Annotated in this window: 16 protein-coding genes; 7 read left to right on the forward strand and 9 right to left on the reverse strand. The window is 64.3% G+C overall.

Going from position 1 to position 15,714, the window contains the following annotated elements:
• Positions 1-24: 24 nt before the first annotated feature.
• Positions 25-831, reverse strand: a complete 807-nt coding sequence (locus AB7008_RS43165) for a lytic murein transglycosylase (RefSeq protein WP_441260844.1) — start codon at positions 829-831, stop codon at positions 25-27.
• 154 nt (positions 832-985) lie between these two features.
• Between AB7008_RS43165 and AB7008_RS43170 the strand changes: the two genes are divergently transcribed.
• Both AB7008_RS43170 and AB7008_RS43175 read left to right on the forward strand, forming a co-directional pair.
• On the forward strand, positions 986-1,918 hold the full coding sequence (locus AB7008_RS43170; protein ID WP_441260845.1) for an OmpA family protein: 933 nt from the start codon (positions 986-988) through the stop codon (positions 1,916-1,918).
• A 619-nt stretch (positions 1,919-2,537) separates the two neighbouring features.
• Entirely contained in the window at positions 2,538-2,774 is a 237-nt protein-coding gene (locus AB7008_RS43175; protein WP_014492112.1) for a hypothetical protein, read from the forward strand.
• Between the two features lie 112 nt (positions 2,775-2,886).
• On the opposite strand, the gene rpoD is transcribed toward AB7008_RS43175, so the two are convergent.
• Together rpoD and dnaG are read right to left on the reverse strand one after the other, a co-directional pair.
• On the reverse strand, positions 2,887-5,046 hold the full coding sequence (gene rpoD, locus AB7008_RS43180) for an RNA polymerase sigma factor RpoD (protein WP_028159443.1): 2,160 nt from the start codon (positions 5,044-5,046) through the stop codon (positions 2,887-2,889).
• A gap of 379 nt (positions 5,047-5,425) precedes the next feature.
• Positions 5,426-7,444 carry a DNA primase gene (gene dnaG, locus AB7008_RS43185; protein ID WP_441260846.1) on the reverse strand — a complete coding sequence of 673 codons (2,019 nt, stop codon included), beginning with the start codon at positions 7,442-7,444 and terminating at the stop codon, positions 5,426-5,428.
• A gap of 251 nt (positions 7,445-7,695) precedes the next feature.
• Here dnaG and AB7008_RS43190 point away from each other — a divergent pair, with 251 nt between their 5' ends.
• Positions 7,696-8,259, forward strand: coding sequence for a chlorite dismutase family protein (locus tag AB7008_RS43190; RefSeq protein ID WP_304491485.1), 564 nt, complete (start codon positions 7,696-7,698; stop codon positions 8,257-8,259).
• Here the strand turns inward: AB7008_RS43190 and AB7008_RS43195 are convergent.
• Entirely contained in the window at positions 8,256-8,654 is a 399-nt protein-coding gene (locus tag AB7008_RS43195; protein WP_248880014.1) for a gamma-glutamylcyclotransferase family protein, read from the reverse strand. The two genes, AB7008_RS43190 and AB7008_RS43195, sit on opposite strands and share 4 nt — an antisense overlap.
• A 205-nt stretch (positions 8,655-8,859) precedes the next feature.
• Between AB7008_RS43195 and AB7008_RS43200 the strand changes: the two genes are divergently transcribed.
• Positions 8,860-9,666: an N-formylglutamate amidohydrolase gene (locus tag AB7008_RS43200; RefSeq protein WP_304491486.1), complete on the forward strand. Its 807-nt coding sequence runs from the start codon at positions 8,860-8,862 to the stop codon at positions 9,664-9,666.
• On the opposite strand, the gene AB7008_RS43205 is transcribed toward AB7008_RS43200, so the two are convergent.
• The 4 genes from AB7008_RS43205 to AB7008_RS43220 form a co-directional block, all read right to left on the reverse strand.
• Entirely contained in the window at positions 9,663-10,646 is a 984-nt protein-coding gene (locus tag AB7008_RS43205; protein WP_304491487.1) for a DUF3592 domain-containing protein, read from the reverse strand. The genes AB7008_RS43200 and AB7008_RS43205 overlap by 4 nt on opposite strands.
• Positions 10,647-10,730: 84 nt before the next feature.
• Entirely contained in the window at positions 10,731-11,351 is a 621-nt protein-coding gene (locus AB7008_RS43210; RefSeq protein WP_248880017.1) for a LysE family translocator, read from the reverse strand.
• Between the two features lie 45 nt (positions 11,352-11,396).
• On the reverse strand, positions 11,397-11,939 hold the full coding sequence (locus AB7008_RS43215; protein WP_304491488.1) for a hypothetical protein: 543 nt from the start codon (positions 11,937-11,939) through the stop codon (positions 11,397-11,399).
• Between the two features lie 2 nt (positions 11,940-11,941).
• Positions 11,942-13,390, reverse strand: a complete 1,449-nt coding sequence (locus AB7008_RS43220) for an LVIVD repeat-containing protein (RefSeq protein WP_441260847.1) — start codon at positions 13,388-13,390, stop codon at positions 11,942-11,944.
• 116 nt (positions 13,391-13,506) lie between these two features.
• Here AB7008_RS43220 and AB7008_RS43225 point away from each other — a divergent pair, with 116 nt between their 5' ends.
• Genes AB7008_RS43225 through AB7008_RS43235 form a run of 3 tightly spaced genes read left to right on the forward strand, consistent with a single transcriptional unit; the run spans position 13,507 to position 14,793 of the window.
• Entirely contained in the window at positions 13,507-13,821 is a 315-nt protein-coding gene (locus tag AB7008_RS43225; protein WP_008544842.1) for an ArsR/SmtB family transcription factor, read from the forward strand.
• A complete protein-coding gene (locus AB7008_RS43230; protein ID WP_304491491.1) occupies positions 13,814-14,284 on the forward strand; it encodes an SRPBCC family protein in 471 nt (156 codons plus the stop codon). Before AB7008_RS43225 ends, AB7008_RS43230 begins: the two co-directional genes overlap by 8 nt.
• Positions 14,281-14,793: an SRPBCC family protein gene (locus AB7008_RS43235; protein ID WP_304491492.1), complete on the forward strand. Its 513-nt coding sequence runs from the start codon at positions 14,281-14,283 to the stop codon at positions 14,791-14,793. The genes AB7008_RS43230 and AB7008_RS43235 overlap by 4 nt, the downstream gene beginning before the upstream one ends.
• A gap of 150 nt (positions 14,794-14,943) precedes the next feature.
• Here AB7008_RS43235 and AB7008_RS43240 read toward each other — a convergent pair whose 3' ends face one another.
• Positions 14,944-15,714: a DUF2189 domain-containing protein gene (locus tag AB7008_RS43240; RefSeq protein ID WP_028159432.1), complete on the reverse strand. Its 771-nt coding sequence runs from the start codon at positions 15,712-15,714 to the stop codon at positions 14,944-14,946.

The following is a 15,714-nucleotide window of genomic DNA, read 5'->3' on the forward strand; positions in this document are numbered from 1 at the left end:
CTCCCCTGGAGGGGGACGGTGAAGTCACTGCCCCGCCAGCCGATCCGCAAAATAGCCGATCGTCTTGCGGTAGATCACCGCCCTGTTCCACTCCCGCATCGCCTCGAAATTGGCGGTGCCTTCGCCGTAGGGCTGGCCCATCTTGAAGCCGCTGGTGTGGAGCAGGTTCGCGGTCGAGGCGAGCACGTCGGGCACGCTGTGGCGCAGATCGACGTGGCCGTCGCCGTCGAAATCGACGCCGTATTTGATGTAGGACGACGGCAGGAACTGAGTCTGGCCGATCTCGCCGGCATAGGCGCCGATCAGGTCGCGCAGCGGCAGGTCGCCGCGCTGCACGATCTTGAGCGCGGCGAGCAGCTCGCCCTGGAACAGCTCGGTGCGGCGGCAATCATGCGCGAGCGTGGCGAGCGTGCGGATCACCGGCAGCTTGCCGATGTCGCCCTTGCCGAAATCGCTCTCCAGCCCCCAGATCGCGACCAGGATGTAGCGGGGCACGCCGAACTGCTGCTCGATGCGCGAGAGCAGTGCCGCGTGGCGCTGCAACAGCGCCCTGCCGCCATTGATGCGGCCGGGGCCGACGCGGGTCGAGACATACTGCTCGAAGCTCTTGTTGAAGGTGTAGCGCTGGCGCCGGTCGAAGGCGAGCACGGCGCCGTCCTGGGCGATGCCGCTGAAGGCCGCGCTGGTCATGCTCGCCGAGACGCCGGCTCCTTGCGCCTCCGAGCTCATGCTGGCGACGAAGCTGTTGAAGTCGCCGCCGCAGCGCGCGGCCTGCGCCGATCCGCCGGCCAGACAGAGGATGAAGGTGGTGGCCAGGGCGAGTCTCGACATGCGGGAAAATCCTTTGAAGAATGAACGCGGAAGCGCGCGATCATGCCCGGGAACCGGATTCGCGTCAAAGCGGCAGATCTTCGCCAGAACCGATCGTATCTTGGCCGCGACAAATGAATTGCGCTCGCCCCGTCCCCAACCGATCGAGATGACCATGCCCATTCCGCACCGGATGCTCGCTGTCCTCGCCCTGCTCTCCTTCACCGCCACCGCCGCCTCCGCGCAGACCCGTGATGTCGCAGGCAGCCGCGACTATCCCGGCATCGGCCGCTTCACCGGCAGCGTCATCACCGGCTACGTGATGAAGGATTTTGACGCCGCACGGATGCAGGCGGCCGCCTTCAGGGACGGCCAGCCGGCCGATGCGCGGCGGCTCGAAGGCCGCATCTTCCGCATCGCCTATCGCACCAATCCCGGCCCCTCGATCCTGGAAGTGTCGCGCAATTTCGAGACGCAGCTTGCGAAAGCCGGCTTCGAGACCCTGCTCGCCTGCGACACCGACGCCTGCGGTGCGATTCCCTTCACCGAGGCGATCGACACGCTGCCGGTGCCGCAGATGTGGGTCGACGGCTTCAACTACCGATATTTTTCCGGCCGCAAGAGCGAGGGCGGACGTGAGACCTATGCCAGCGTCATCGTCAGCCAGAACAACCAGGACATTTATGCGCAGGTCACGGTCGCCGAGCTCGGCGCCATCGCGAACAAGATGGTCGATGCTGCCGCGATGGCGAAGGGCCTTGGCGAGACCGGCCACATCGCGCTCTACGGCATCTACTTCGACACCGACAAGGCGGTGCTGAAGCCGGAGAGCCGCCCGACGCTGGAGCAGATCGCAAAGCTGCTGACGGGTCAGCCGCAGCTCAACGTCTTCATCGTCGGCCACACCGACGGCCAGGGCGCCTACGAATACAATCTCGATCTCTCGAAGCGCCGCGCCGAAGCGGTCGCAGCCGAGCTCGTGAAGAGCTTTCGGATCGCGCAGACGCGGCTGCGTACCGCCGGCGTCGGCTTGCTGGCACCGGTCGGATCCAACGCCACGGACGCCGGCCGCGCGCTGAACCGGCGCGTGGAACTGGTGGCGCCGTGACGGCCTCACTCATCTTTCCCATCTGCGCTCTGGGCATCTATTGAATGGCATTGTTGTGGAGAAGTGGCTCGTCGTAGCGGAACTCGGCACGCGCACGCGGTGAGGTGTGCACCCCCAAGGCATGGAACTCGTTCGCAAAATGGAACACAACCTGTGCACGCAGACGGAAGACGTGCAGGCGAACGCTCTTTTTTACAAAGCGCGCACCTCTAGTTGCGTTGCGACAGCGGGAAATATGAACAAAGTGATTTAGCCATCCAAACAATTGCTTTGATGCGCATCGAAACCAGACATCGCGACCAGCGCATATCTGACGCGCTCGATGCGACATCACAGCGTCAACGATTTGCCTTGCCACGCTATGGCGCAAGTTATAGTCTTCTATTCTAGGTTGTCGCCCCGCCAGCCCCGGGCGACGCTGAAGACCAAAAATAAACGGCGGGCTTTGCGGCCCGCCGTTTATTGAGCGAAGGGTCGCAGCAGGCGCCTGGCGCCGCTCCCTCGATGTGCTCTAGCAATCAAGACAGCCCCACTGCTGGTTGGCGCCCCGGCACGATGCCGGTGTCGACAAACCGCCGAAGTCATTTGACTGCGGGCCCCTGATCGACGACAAGCCGCCATGGCCAAAAAACCTGGAACCAATCCCAAAGGCGAATTCGCCTTCTTCAACGTCTTCTATGAAGACGATTCCCAACGCTCCAACCGCCGCGTTCCTAGCGAATTGCTCGGCGGCCTCGACGGCGACGAACCCGCGCGTGGCTTCATCATGGAGCAGGACCGCGAGATCGCCGAAAAGTCCGGCCGCCCGGCGCTCGAGATCAAGCGGATCGAGCGGGTCGGGGTGAAGAAGAAATAGGCGCGGCCCGCGAGAAGCGCGAAGCGTCAGCACAAACAATAACGGCGGGCTTTCGGCCCGCCGTTATCGTTTGGATGAACGCCCGGGTCAGGCCCGGGCAAGACGATTCGAACTAGTTGTCCAGGAACGACCGCAGCTTCCGGCTCCGCGACGGATGCTTCAGCTTGCGCAGCGCCTTCGCTTCGATCTGGCGGATACGTTCGCGGGTCACCGAGAACTGCTGGCCGACTTCTTCCAGCGTGTGGTCGGTGTTCATGCCGATGCCGAAGCGCATGCGCAGCACGCGCTCTTCGCGCGGAGTCAGCGACGCCAGCACGCGCGTGGTGGTCTCGCGCAGGTTCGACTGGATCGCGGCGTCGATCGGCAGGATCGCGTTCTTGTCCTCGATGAAATCGCCGAGGTGTGAATCCTCTTCGTCACCGACCGGGGTTTCAAGCGACAGCGGCTCCTTGGCGATCTTGAGGACCTTGCGGACCTTCTCCAGGGGCATGCCGAGCTTCTCGGCGAGCTCCTCCGGGGTCGGCTCGCGGCCGATCTCGTTGAGCATCTGGCGCGAGGTGCGCACGATCTTGTTGATCGTCTCGATCATGTGCACGGGGATGCGGATGGTGCGCGCCTGGTCGGCGATCGAGCGGGTGATCGCCTGCCGGATCCACCACGTGGCGTAGGTCGAGAACTTGTAGCCGCGGCGGTACTCGAACTTGTCGACGGCCTTCATCAGGCCGATGTTGCCTTCCTGGATCAGGTCGAGGAACTGCAGGCCGCGGTTGGTGTACTTCTTGGCGATCGAGATCACGAGACGGAGGTTGGCTTCCACCATCTCCTTCTTGGCCTGGCGTGCCTCGCGCTCGCCCTTCTGCACGGAGTGCACGATCTTGCGGAACTCGACGATCTCGAGGCCGGTGAGCGCGGCGAGCTGGTGCACCTCGTGACGGAGGTCCTTGATGCGGTCCTTCTCGATATGGACGAAGTTCTTCCAGCCCTTGGCCGAGAGCTTCGAGACGCGGTTGAGCCAGCGCGGATCGAGCTCCGAGCCGGTGTAGTTGCGCAGGAAGTCTTCACGCGCGACACCGTGGCTGTCGGCAAGGCGCATCAGGCGGCCCTCGTGCGACACGAGGCGCTTGTTGATGTCGTAGAGCTGCTCGACCAGTGAGTCGATACGCGCCTGGTTCAGGCGCAGCGACTTCACCTCGACGATGATCTCGTCCTTCAGCTTGCGATATTTGCGTTCCTGGTGCGGCGAGAGCGAGGGCCCGTGCGAGGTGCTCTCGAGCTGATTCTGGATGTCCTGCTCCTGAAGCTTGCGCAGCTTCTTGTAGCTATCGGCAATCTTGTCGAAGATCTCGACGACCTTCGGCTTGAGCTCGGCCTCGATGGCCGCGAGCGACATCTGGTTCTCGAACTCGTCGTCCTCGTCCATGTCCGCTTCGGCGGCGGCTTCGCCCGGATCCTTCTCGCCTTCGCCGGCATTGCCGGGCGCAGGCGCGGCGCGGAACGGGGTCGGCGACGGCGGCGCGGCGGGCGGCGCGACATGCGCCGGCGCAGCTCCGTTCACGGCTGCGGCCTCGCCGCCTTCGGCGGACGCTTCGCCGTTCTCGCCGGTCGGACCGCCGATCATCGCGGTGTTCATGCCGCCCTTGGCGTCGGGCCCGGCATAGGTCGCTTCGAGATCGATGATGTCGCGAAGGAAGATCTTGCCTTCGTTGAGCTCGTCACGCCAGATGATGATGGCCTGGAAGGTCAGCGGGCTTTCGCAGAGGCCTGCGATCATCGCCTCGCGGCCGGCCTCGATGCGCTTCGCAATCGCGATTTCGCCTTCGCGGGACAGGAGCTCGACCGTGCCCATCTCGCGCAGATACATGCGCACGGGATCGTCGGTGCGCTCGCCCGGCTCGCTCTTCTTGACCTCGGTGACGGCCTTCTGGGTGACCTCAACGAGCTCGTTGTCGGTCTCGTCCTCGCCGCCCTCGTCCTTGTCCTCCTCGCCGTCACTATCGTCGGCTTCGGTGACGTTGATGCCCATGTCCGAGAGCATGGACATGATGTCCTCGATCTGCTCCGGGGAGGTCTGGTCGGACGGCAAAACTTCGTTGAGCTGATCGAAGGTCACGAAGCCGCGCTTCTTGGCCTGCTTGATCATCTTCTTCACGGCCGCGTCGGACAGATCGAGCAACGGCGACGGCGCGTCCTGGGAGTCCTTCTCCGGCGCGTCCGCTGCCTTGTCGTCTTTCTCTTTGTCCTTCGCCTGCAGCGTCTTTGCCTTGGTGGCCATCCATTGCTCCTAAACGCGCTTCATGCAGAAGGCCGAACGGCCCGCCCGCCTGAATTCACTTGAACCTGTTGTTCGACGCTCTCGCTTCGCCAGATCGCGACACGGAAAGGGCGGCGCGGATATCTCTCGCCACCCCGACCTTTTCTCTCGCCGGATTTGCCTAACGCTTCGTGAGCCCCTTTGTCGCAGCGGATGCAGGTGTAGTGCCAACAGCGATTGCGCGGATTCATTCCTGACGCGTCTGTTCTGCCTGCGGCCGCCTGGTGGCCAAAGTGCTACAAGACCGTTAAGCCTCGATTAACCCTGTTTTTGCCGCCAAACCTTGGATTTGGCGAGTCTTTTAGCGGTTCCGGTCCCGGCCGTCCGCATGATTCTTTCATCACACGCTCTTCTGGAACCGGCCCGACAGCTCGCCAAAACCCTCGATCAGGGCCTCGGTACCGTCGACTTCTCCTATCCGAGCCTTGACGTCACGCAGCCACGCCAAATTGGCCTCGCTGGGGTCCTCCCCCAAGGCCAGCTCGGCGTCCTTCAGTTCTCTAAGTAGTGAATGGTATTGCCGATGCAAGGCAACGAGCTGGTGCCAGGTGGAGAGAACATCGTCTCGGGCAGCGCCCTCGCGCGCACCCCACACCGCCGCGGTGGTGATGCCGTTCTCAACCCTTTGAAGAAGTTGTGAAAATCCGCCCTTCTCGATGTCGGCTCGCATCTTCTCAGCCTGCTCGCCGGGGTCCGGCGAGTGGTGGTGGTCGTTGGCGAAGGCGGCGATGATGCCGGCCCGGAGCTTATGGGCCTCGGGATGGGCCAGCTCCAGGGCGGCGACCTCCTCAAGGTGGTCGTGCAGCAGCCAGGGGTGGTTGATCAGGATTTGCAGGATCAGGGCTTCGCGCCGGGATATGGCGCTGCGCTGGCCCTTCATGATCGGACTTGCCGCCAGCTGGGGGCTCGCCGCCTGATAGGGGCCTGAGGGAATCATGGCAGGCCCCGGGGCTCCACGCCGCCCTTGGCTACCGAATCCCTGGCCCCCGAATCGATTCGCCTGTCCCCCGCTGCGGGGCTGGAAGGAGCGGCCGGAATTGCCCTGGAAATTGCCCCGGCCGGCAAAGCCGCCGCGTCCGCCCTCGGGCGCGAAGGTGCGTCGAAGCCGTTCGGCAAAATCGTCGCGATAATAGCGCCGCACCACCTCGTCGCGGATGCCGTTGGACAGCTCCTTGACGCGCGCTTCCAGCGCGGCACGGCGTTCGGGCGTAGCAAAGTTGCCGCCTTCGAGCTCGCGCGACCAGATCATCTCGGCGAGCGGCTTCGCCGCCGCGATGACATCCTCGATCGCACCGCGGCCGCCCGAGCGGACGAGATCGTCGGGGTCCTGCCCTTCCGGCAGCAGCGCAAAGCGCAAGCTCTTGCCCGGCGCAAGAAATGGCAAGGCAAGGTCGGCGGCACGGTAAGCCGCCTTCTGTCCGGCCCTGTCGCCGTCGAAGCAAAGGATCGGCTCGTCCGCCATCTTCCAGAGCAGCGCGAGCTGGTTTTCGGTCAGCGCGGTGCCGAGTGGCGCCACGGCACCTGCAAAGCCTGCCGTCACCATGGCGATGACGTCGACATAGCCTTCGACCACGATCAGCGCGCTGCCATCATGGGTGGCTTTGCGCGCGGTCTGGTGATTGTAGAGATTGTCGCCCTTGTGAAAGAGCGGGGTCTCCGGCGAGTTCAGGTATTTTGCCGGAACGTCCTTCTCCAGCGCGCGCCCGCCGAAGGCGATGACGCGGCCACGCAGATCCGTGATCGGAAACATCACGCGATCGCGGAAGCGATCGTAGGGCACAGGAATATCGTTGCCGGCGACGAGCAGACCGGTTTCGATCATGTCCTCGACGGAGACGCCGAGCTTGCCGAGATGCTCCTTCAGCGCGAAACGCTCGGGTGGCGGCGGCGCATAGCCGAGGCGGAACTGTACTTGCGTCGCCGGCGAGATCGCGCGATCGGCGAGATAGCCGCGCGCCTTGGCGCCAACGCGCGAGGCCAGCGTCTCGGCGAAGAATTTTGCGGCGAGTTCCATCACGTCATGCAGCGTGCGGCGCCGCTGCTCGTGCCGCGCCGCATCCGGCGTCACCGCCGGCAGCGCCAGTCCCGCCATGTTGGCGAGCCGCTCGACGGCCTCCGCGAACGGCAGGCCGTCGGTCTCCATCACGAAGGTGATGATGTCGCCGTGCTTGCCGGAGGAGAAGTCGTGGTAAAATCCCTTCTGGTCGTTGACGTAGAAGGACGGCGTCTTCTCCTGCTGGAACGGCGACAGCCCCTTCCATTCCCGCCCCGCCTTCTTCAGCTTCACGTGCTTGCCCACGACTTCGGAGACCGAAAGCCGGGCACGAAGCTCGTCGAGGAACTGGGGCGTGAAGCGCATGGCGTGTGTGTGTAACGCGAATCCGGGTGAGTCGGGCGAAGGATCAGGGATATAGGTGCGGCCCGGCCAAAAGTCAGGTTTAGGCGGGTTATCCGGGTTATTCGACCTATACACAGGCCGTCATTCCCGGGCTGGCGTCCCGTCACCCTGAGGTACTCGCCTCTTCCGCGAGCCTCGAAGGATGGCGGAACGGGTGGCCCGGAATGACGGGAAAAGCTTGAAACCGGCCCGCTTCCACGCTTCCATAGGCCATGTTCAGGACGTTTCGAGGCGGCCATAGCGGGGGTTGGCGCGTCACCTCGATTTCGCCCGTGACGGGCGAGCCCCTGCCCTTCATGCCGGCGCTGTCGGTCGTCGACAGCGAGGCCGTCGCATTGCCGCTGGTGCCCTCGCGCAATGCGTGGCGGCTGGCGGGCGTTGCGAGCAGCTTGCGCTATACCGAGCGCGCCGAGCAGCAGCAGCTCGCCGCGGTGCAGGCCGAGCTCGGCCGGCTCGAGGCCACCTCCGCGGCGCTGATCCCGATCCGCAAGTCGCAAGCCTGGTGGGACCTGACGCAGGAAGAGCGCCGCAAGATCTTCGAAGACCAGTCGCACCACATCGCAAGCAGCCTGCGCTTCCTGCCAGCGATCGCCCGGCAGCTCTACCACAGCCGCGACCTCGGCGGCCCCTTCGACTTCCTCACCTGGTTCGAGTTCGCACCCACGGATGCCTCGCTGTTCGAAGAGTTGGTGGCGATGCTCAGGCAGACCGAGGAGTGGACCTACGTCGAGCGCGAAGTGGATGTGCGCGTGGTGAAGGAAGTGCTCTCGGCTTAATGATCCAGGAAGCGTCCGGTCCCGATGACGGGCAAACCGCTGACGGGCCAGTTGTAGACATAGGTCCAGGCCTTCTCCGTCGTGCCGTCAGGCAACGTCACGTCAATCAGCTCGCGCAGATATTCGGTCGGCTCCGGAAAGCCCTCGCCGCAGGCTTCGTACATGTCGAGCTCGCGCAGCAGCTCGTCGGGCACGCGCAATTGAAAAAGCTCACCATGGACGACATCGGAAGCCGCGTTCGACAGCAGCAATCCGGGATAGTGCTTCACGAGAACAAGCCGGCCGCGACACGTCGCTTCACCCAAAAAGTCCGCATGTCCTGCAAGCAGCCGCGCCATCGGATGGTCGAAGCCGCGCATCAGGGTGCCGTAGACGAAAAGACGATCGGAGGTCATGGGTTGTCTATAGCCGTCAATCAAGCGAAACGACAGCCGCACGTTTCCTTCGTCCAGCGAAGTCCCGGGGGGCAAGCGAGATTTGGTCTTGTGATGAATCGCCGGCAACGGCATCGTCTGGCGATCATGATGATTTGGGTGGACCGACCTGCAAGCGATTGCTGCCCAATTTAGACGGTAGCTGCTTTTTCCATAGGCAATCAGGATGGACTTGAACACGGCCGACGCGACCGATCAACTGCTCGGCGCGGGGGACATTTCGCCGGTGCATGAGGTCAATGCGGATGGGGCATCGCCTTTCCTGCTCACCTCGGATCATTACGGACGGATTCTGCCGCGCGCGCTCGGCGACCTCGGCGTCGCGGAAAGCGAGCTGACGCGGCACATCGCGTGGGACATCGGCATTGCCGGCGTCGCCGAGCGGCTGGCAGAAATGCTCGATGCACATCTGATCGCGCAGCGCTATTCGCGGCTCGTGATCGACTGCAACCGCTCACCCGGCGTTGCGAGCTCGATCCCCGTGATATCCGAGGCGACCGCGATCCCGCGCAACGAGGGCATCACCGAGGGCGAGCGCGCGGCGCGGCGGCGCGAGATCTTCGAGCCCTATCACCGCCGCATCGATGCCGTGATCGACCGCCGCCTGCACAACAGGCGGCCGACGGTGCTGGTGTCGCTGCACAGCTTCACGCCGGTTTATGCCGGCGTTGCCCGGCCCTGGCACATCGCCGCGTTGTATAACCGCGACACCGTGCTGCCGCAGCTGTTGCTGAAGCATTTGCGCGCTGAAGGCGATCTCGTCGTCGGCGACAACGAGCCCTACGCGGTGAGCGACCTCAGCGACTACACCATCCCCGTCCACGGCGAAGCCCGCGGCCTCGTCAACACCGGCATCGAGATTCGCCAGGATCTGATCGCAGATCAGTCCGGCCAGCAGCAATGGGCGGAGCGGCTGGGAAGGATTTTTGCGGAGATCGAGCTGGAATTGCGCAGGGAGAGGCTGGTCGACTAGCTGCCCCGCGTCGCGACGAACACCGCGAGCGCAGCGAAAATCGCAGCGATACCCCACAGCAGCCAGGCGATGCGGACGGGACCGCTTGTATCCAGCGTTGCCTCGGCCGGGTTGTCGGGATTGACGCGCACCTCGACGGTCGCGCCCTGCTTGTAGCGCGACATCAGCTTCTTCAACATCTCGTCGGACCCGGACTGCGTCCCGGCCGCGACGCGCGCGCATTCATTGGTGTAGCTGATATTCTGATAGCGATAGGTGTAGGTCACGCGCTTGCCGAACATCTCGGTGCCGCGGCGCTCGCCCGGCTCGCTGGCCTCGTGATATTGCTCAATCCCCGACAGCTTGATCGTGCCCGGCACCACCGGCCAGCGCGCCGCCTTCAACGCCTGCCGCCGCACGCCATACCCCATCAGCGCGATGACGAGGCCGAACGCGCCGAAGCCGACGACGAGGCCCGCGAGATCGGGCCGCCCGATGTGGTGCGCAAGGTAGGCATAAGTCTGGTTGAGCCCGAACGCCGAGCCGAACACGATGCCGAGCGCGATCGCCGTGCCTACGCCGAGGCAGCCCCACAGCCCCTTGGGCAGGTCGCGCTCGAGCACGGCCTGGTCGGGATGGCGCGGATTGTAATAGACGGTGACGATGCTGCCGGCGGGATATTTTGCGAGCTTCTCGGCGACCTCGAAATTGCCGAGGTCCTCGCCGATCGAGATGCGGTTACAGCTCAGCTTGCGGCTGCCGACCGAGTATTCGTAAGTCACGTTCGCAAAATTGCGGCTCTCGAGCCGATAGCCTTCCTCGCGGTCGCTGTCGGACACCCTGACCTCGCGCACTTCCGCGACCGAACGGACGACCTTGCCCGATGCCTGCGGCCAGCTTCGCGCCTCGCGCACCTGCCAGGTCTTCACAACGGCGGCGACCAATAACAGCCCGAGCGGTGTGAACAGCATCGCATAGACGAACCAGGGCAGATTGGGCACGGCCAAATTCCTTCGTCAGCGGCAATGCCCGATTGGACGCATCGCCGCCACGAACGGTTCAAGCCGAACCGGCTTGAGAAAGGGTTATTTGGCCCGGATAAGCGCCAGCCAGATGCCGCCGCCGATCATGAAACCGCCGGAGACGCGCGACACCAAGCGGGTGCGGCGCGCCGAGAAAAAGCCGCGGACCTGACCGGCAAGCAGCGCGTAGATTCCGTCCGTCAGGCCGGCAAGCACCATGAAGGTGATTCCGAGCACCAGGACCTGCGACAGGTGATCCTTGCTCATGTCCATAAATTGCGGAATGAACGCGCCGAAGAACACCAGCAGCTTCGGGTTCGACAACGCCACGACGAAGCCCTGCAAGAGAAAGCCACCGCGCGGGGGAGGCGGAGGCGCGTCGGTGTCGACGCCTTCAACCGGAGCGCGGATCAGCTTGATGCCGAGCCAGACCAGATAGGCCGCGCCTGCAAAGCGCACCCAGTCGAACCAATAGCCCATTGTCGCCATGAGCGAGGTGAGACCGACCGCAAGGATGCCGATCACGATCAACAGCCCCATCTGCACGCCGAGAATGTTGGTCAGCGCCGCGCGTGTGCCATGGCGCAGGCCGTTGGCGATGACGAGGGTGACGATCGGCCCCGGCAGCAGGGCCAGCGCAACGCAGGCGGCGACGAAGGCGAAATAGGCTTGCATGGACATCATGGGGAGGACTCGCTGAGAGCGGTTTGGCGCATTAATGCATGACACTCACTGTCCGTCCAGCGCTGCGGTCGCCCATAGCTTCATCTCCGGCCTCTCCAGGAACGCCAGCGCCGCACGCTGCACGACGCCGGCTTCGCCATGCCCCTGGGCCGCAGCGACGAAGAGATCGCAGCGGCGCGAGACGGCGATGCCGATCGCGGCATGACGGACACCGTCGGCCATATCGAGATCATAGCGCCTGGCACGGCCGCGCATCTCGCCAAGTCCCACCTCCTCGCCCGGTGCGACGGCGGCAAAACGCGGGCTGATCAGATCGACGTCGGCAACGCGATCGACCTCATCATCGTCGGCGACGCCGCGGTCGCAATTGCAGAAGCCGCGCTTGGCGCGCACGTAGAGCTCGGTGCCCGCGCAGGCGCCGTCGCAGCGGAACGCGCGGCCGGCGGGCCAGCCGTCGCGCGGGAACGGCCATGCGATTTCGCGCCAGCCCGCCGATTCCGCCGCCGGCGCCGGCGCAAGCCGATAGGCCCCGACGCCGGACACACCGAGCGCGATGGCCACGGCCGCGATCGCCGCCCCGCGCCGCATCGTCAGTTCCTCGGCAGGCCGGCGGCGGCGCGCGCCGGCCCGGTCAGCTCGAGGATATGCAGACCGGTGTTGGCGCGGTCGACGATGTAGATGTAGCCGCGATCATCGGTCTCGACATTGTTGGTCTGGATAGCGACCTTGCAGCGCTCGCCGCCCTCGACGGGAATGCAGCGCTTGTCGGTGGCCGGCGTGATCGCCGGGATGAAATAGCCGACCTCCTTCGGGTGGTAGGGATCGCGGATGTCGAGCGCGCGCACGCCCGCATTGAAGAAGGCGATGAAGGCCATCTTCTTGTAATAGACCGGCGCCATGCTCTCGTTCGAGGAGTGCGAGCCGAAGCGGCCGCCGCGCTGGCAGAACTGTCCGCCCGCCTCCGGCACGGTGTAGCTCGAGATCATCATCGGCCGCGTCTCGGTGGTGACGTCGGCGAACCACACCATCTGCCGCGCCTCGCCGCATTCGTTCAAGATCGCCTCGTCGACGATCATGACGATGTCGCGAGTCTTGCCGTCCTTGTCCTCAGCGAATTCGGTGACCGGCATGTCGAGCATCGGGAACGTCGTATGCGCGCCGTTAAAGGCGGACATCGGCATGCGCGAGATCTCGGGATAGCGCAGATTCTCCGGCGTCGGCTCCTTCGGCCCGTTCAGCAACTTTTCGCGATCGACGATCTGCAGGAGGCCGCCCTTGTTGGTGCCATAGCCGAAGAACACGCGATTGCCGTCGGGTCCGGTCGAGATCGGCCCGTGCAATTCGGTCGGCACGGCGCCGGTCGAGCCGGGCTCCTGGCCGGGCAGGCCAAAGTCGCGGATTTTCTGCGGATGCGCGGGATCGCCGAGGTCGTAGACCTGCGTCATGCGCCGCGTGCGCCAGTCCGGCGCGCCGGAGACGAGAAAGGCGATGCCGGTGTCGCACTCCCACCAGCTCTTGTGGGTGTCCTTCAGGCCGCCGATGCGCGTAACGAGCACGGGATTTGCGGGATCGGCGACGTTCCAGATCTCATGCGCCTCGCTGCCGAAGGTGCGGAGCATGTAGACCGCATTGGGATCGCCCTTCGGCAGCGACTTGCCGTCGCAAACCCGTACCATCTGCGCACCGCCGGATTCGTACTTGCCTTCCTGTCCCGGCAGATGTCGCAGATATTTTGGGCGCGCGGGATCGGTGACGTCGACGATGGACGTTCCGTTCGGTTCGGCCTGCCCCGTCATCGGATTGACGGGCGCGGGCACGTCGTCGGTGCCGCCGTGATGGCCGATATAGGCGATCCAGCGAGCACCCTGGTGATGGATGGTCGGCTGGTACGCGCTGCGCGCCTGCAGGTCGTTGGTGCCGACCAGCTTCATATTGGACGCTTCCGGCGGCGCGCCGATGGTCTGCTTTTGTTGTGCCTGGGCCGTGGTGCTGCAGGCGAAAAGGACAAGGCCTGCAGCGAGTGAGAAGCAACGGAACATCAAAGCTCTCCCGGAACCAATCTGCGTTGGCTGAGCTTGAAGGCTAGCACAGCCATTTCCGGGCGCCAAAGACACCATCTTGACATGCAACCATTTGGTTGCCTATTATCGCCGCCATGGATGAGGTCTTCAAAGCGCTCGCCGATGCGTCACGACGGTCGCTGCTGGACAGGCTTCACGCCAGGAACGGCCAGACGCTGAACGAACTCTGCGAAGGCCTCGCGATGACGCGCCAGGCCGTAACCAAGCACCTTGTCATCCTCGAAGAGGCCAACCTGGTCACGACCATCAGGCACGGCCGCGAGAAGCTGCATTACCTCAATCCGGTGCCGATCCATCAGATCGGCGAACGCTGGATCAGGAAATTCGAGCGCGGCAAGCTCGCCGCGCTCAGCGAGTTGAAACGTCAGTTGGAGAAGCGCGATGAGTAAGCCCCAATTCGTCTATGTGAGCTATATCGAGACCACGCCGGAGAAGCTGTGGGAGGCGCTGACGGCGAGCGAGTTCACCAGGCAATACTGGTTCGGCGCCGAGGTCCGGTCGGACTGGAAGGTCGGCTCACCCTTCGCGCTCACGCTCGACGGCGAGGTTACCGATTCCGGCGAGATTCTGGAGGCCGATCCGCCGCGCCGCCTGTCCTACAGCTTCAAGCACCAGAAGTTCGAAGAGCTGCGCAGCGAGCCGATATCGCGCGTCGTCTTCACGATCGAACCGTTCGGCTCGCTCGTGCGTTTGACCGTGCTGCATGACGGCTTCGTCGAGGGTGGCAAATATCTCGGCGCCGTCTCCAATGGCTGGCCGGCGATCCTGTCCCAGCTCAAGAGCCTGATCGAGACCGGCAAGCTGCTCGGCATTCCACGCGCAGCCCTCAACAAGGGATTCGACGCAAGATGAACCTCGATCAATTCAAACCGCTGACGGTCTACACCATCTACATCGTCTCCACGCCGGAGAAGGTGTGGGAAGCGCTGACCTCGGCCGAGTTCAGCAAGAAGTACTTTTCCGGCTTTGCGGTGGAGATGGAACGGAGGCTCGGGGGCAGTTTCACCGTGCGCGCGCCTGACGGTTCGGAGCACATCTCGGGTGAAGTCTTCGAATACGATCCGCCGAACAAGCTGACGGTGACATGGAACGTCAACTGGCCCGACCTCGTCGCAAAGCTCGGCACCACGCTCGTCACCTACGAGATCGAGCAAGCCGGCGAGGCCGTCCGCCTCACCATGAGCGAACGCCACGACCGCGAGCTCAGCGACGACATCCTCTCCGGCGGCCGCACCGGCTGGCCCGCGATCCTGTCGGGGCTGAAGAGCCTGCTGGAAACCGGCAAGGCGCCGCAAATCAAGATGGCGCCGCCGGCGCAGATGCTGGCGGCGTTGAAGGCGATGGGGATCAAGACGCCGTAGCGAGACGGGTCTGTCTCCGCGAACTCGGAATCGTAGGGGCAAAGGCGCACTTGCGCCGTGCCCACCATCTTTCTGTAGGGTGGGCACGCTTCGCTTTGCCCACCCTACGACATCCCCAAGGGGAGAGCGTAAGCAGCGGGGGCGACGATCTTACACCGGCACCACCAGCCGCCGATAGAGATGCCACGTCGCATGCCCGAGCACAGGCAGCGTCACGACCAGTCCGAGAAAGTATGGCAGCGCCGAGACGATCAGCAGCATCACGATCACCGCGGCCCACGAGATCATCGGCAGCGGGCTGGTCACCACCGCGCGCACGCTCGTCACCATGGCGGTGACGAAATCGACCTCGCGGTCGAGCAGCAGCGGAAACGACACCACCGTCAGCGAAAACAAAATCAGCGACAGCGCGGCACCGACCGCGTTGCCGATGGCGAGGAACAGCAGGCCCTCGTTCGTGGTCAGCACCACCGTCATGAATTCCTGCAAGCTCGAGAACGAAGCGTGGAGGCCGAGCAGCAGCGCGATAAGCAGCCGCACCTGGTACATCCAGATCACGAACACGAACAGCGTGACGAAGGCCATCCAGCCGATCTCGCTGCGCGCGCGTATCGCCGACCAGATGGCGCCGAAGGAGACCGGCTCGCCGCGCTCGCGGCGGCGGCTGACCTCGTAGAGGCCGATCGCCACGAACGGCCCGATCAATGCAAAGCCGGCCGCAAGGGGATAGACGAGATAGACCATGCCGAAGGCGGTGAGACAGAGCATGATTGCGATGCCGCCGCCTGCGTAGAGCGCGCCGAAGCAGAGCCCGTAGAGCGGCAGCGCCTGAAAATCGCGCAAACCCTCGACCAGCGCCTCGGCGATGTCGGTCGCCGCCACGGGACGCACCACCGGATCGACTTTGCCCGAAATCGACAT

Origin of the sequence: Bradyrhizobium sp. 521_C7_N1_3, assembly GCF_052075975.1 — a bacterium.
Taxonomy (GTDB): Bacteria; Pseudomonadota; Alphaproteobacteria; order Rhizobiales; family Xanthobacteraceae; genus Bradyrhizobium; species Bradyrhizobium japonicum.

Bases quoted from the DNA above. Each gene is read 5' to 3' on its own strand.
- AB7008_RS43215 (WP_304491488.1), bottom strand. From the start codon at position 11,939: ATGCGGCGCGGGGCGGCGATCGCGGCCGTGGCCATCGCGCTCGGTGTG.
- AB7008_RS43220 (WP_441260847.1), bottom strand. From the start codon at position 13,390: ATGTTCCGTTGCTTCTCACTCGCTGCAGGCCTTGTCCTTTTCGCCTGC.
- AB7008_RS43210 (WP_248880017.1), bottom strand. From the start codon at position 11,351: ATGATGTCCATGCAAGCCTATTTCGCCTTCGTCGCCGCCTGCGTTGCG.
- dnaG (WP_441260846.1), bottom strand. From the start codon at position 7,444: ATGCGCTTCACGCCCCAGTTCCTCGACGAGCTTCGTGCCCGGCTTTCG.
- AB7008_RS43240 (WP_028159432.1), bottom strand. From the start codon at position 15,714: ATGTCGATTTCGGGCAAAGTCGATCCGGTGGTGCGTCCCGTGGCGGCG.
- AB7008_RS43200 (WP_304491486.1), top strand. From the start codon at position 8,860: ATGGACTTGAACACGGCCGACGCGACCGATCAACTGCTCGGCGCGGGG.
- AB7008_RS43235 (WP_304491492.1), top strand. From the start codon at position 14,281: ATGAACCTCGATCAATTCAAACCGCTGACGGTCTACACCATCTACATC.
- AB7008_RS43230 (WP_304491491.1), top strand. From the start codon at position 13,814: ATGAGTAAGCCCCAATTCGTCTATGTGAGCTATATCGAGACCACGCCG.
- AB7008_RS43175 (WP_014492112.1), top strand. From the start codon at position 2,538: ATGGCCAAAAAACCTGGAACCAATCCCAAAGGCGAATTCGCCTTCTTC.
- AB7008_RS43195 (WP_248880014.1), bottom strand. From the start codon at position 8,654: ATGACCTCCGATCGTCTTTTCGTCTACGGCACCCTGATGCGCGGCTTC.
- AB7008_RS43190 (WP_304491485.1), top strand. From the start codon at position 7,696: ATGTTCAGGACGTTTCGAGGCGGCCATAGCGGGGGTTGGCGCGTCACC.
- rpoD (WP_028159443.1), bottom strand. From the start codon at position 5,046: ATGGCCACCAAGGCAAAGACGCTGCAGGCGAAGGACAAAGAGAAAGAC.
- AB7008_RS43225 (WP_008544842.1), top strand. From the start codon at position 13,507: ATGGATGAGGTCTTCAAAGCGCTCGCCGATGCGTCACGACGGTCGCTG.
- AB7008_RS43170 (WP_441260845.1), top strand. From the start codon at position 986: ATGCCCATTCCGCACCGGATGCTCGCTGTCCTCGCCCTGCTCTCCTTC.
- AB7008_RS43165 (WP_441260844.1), bottom strand. From the start codon at position 831: ATGTCGAGACTCGCCCTGGCCACCACCTTCATCCTCTGTCTGGCCGGC.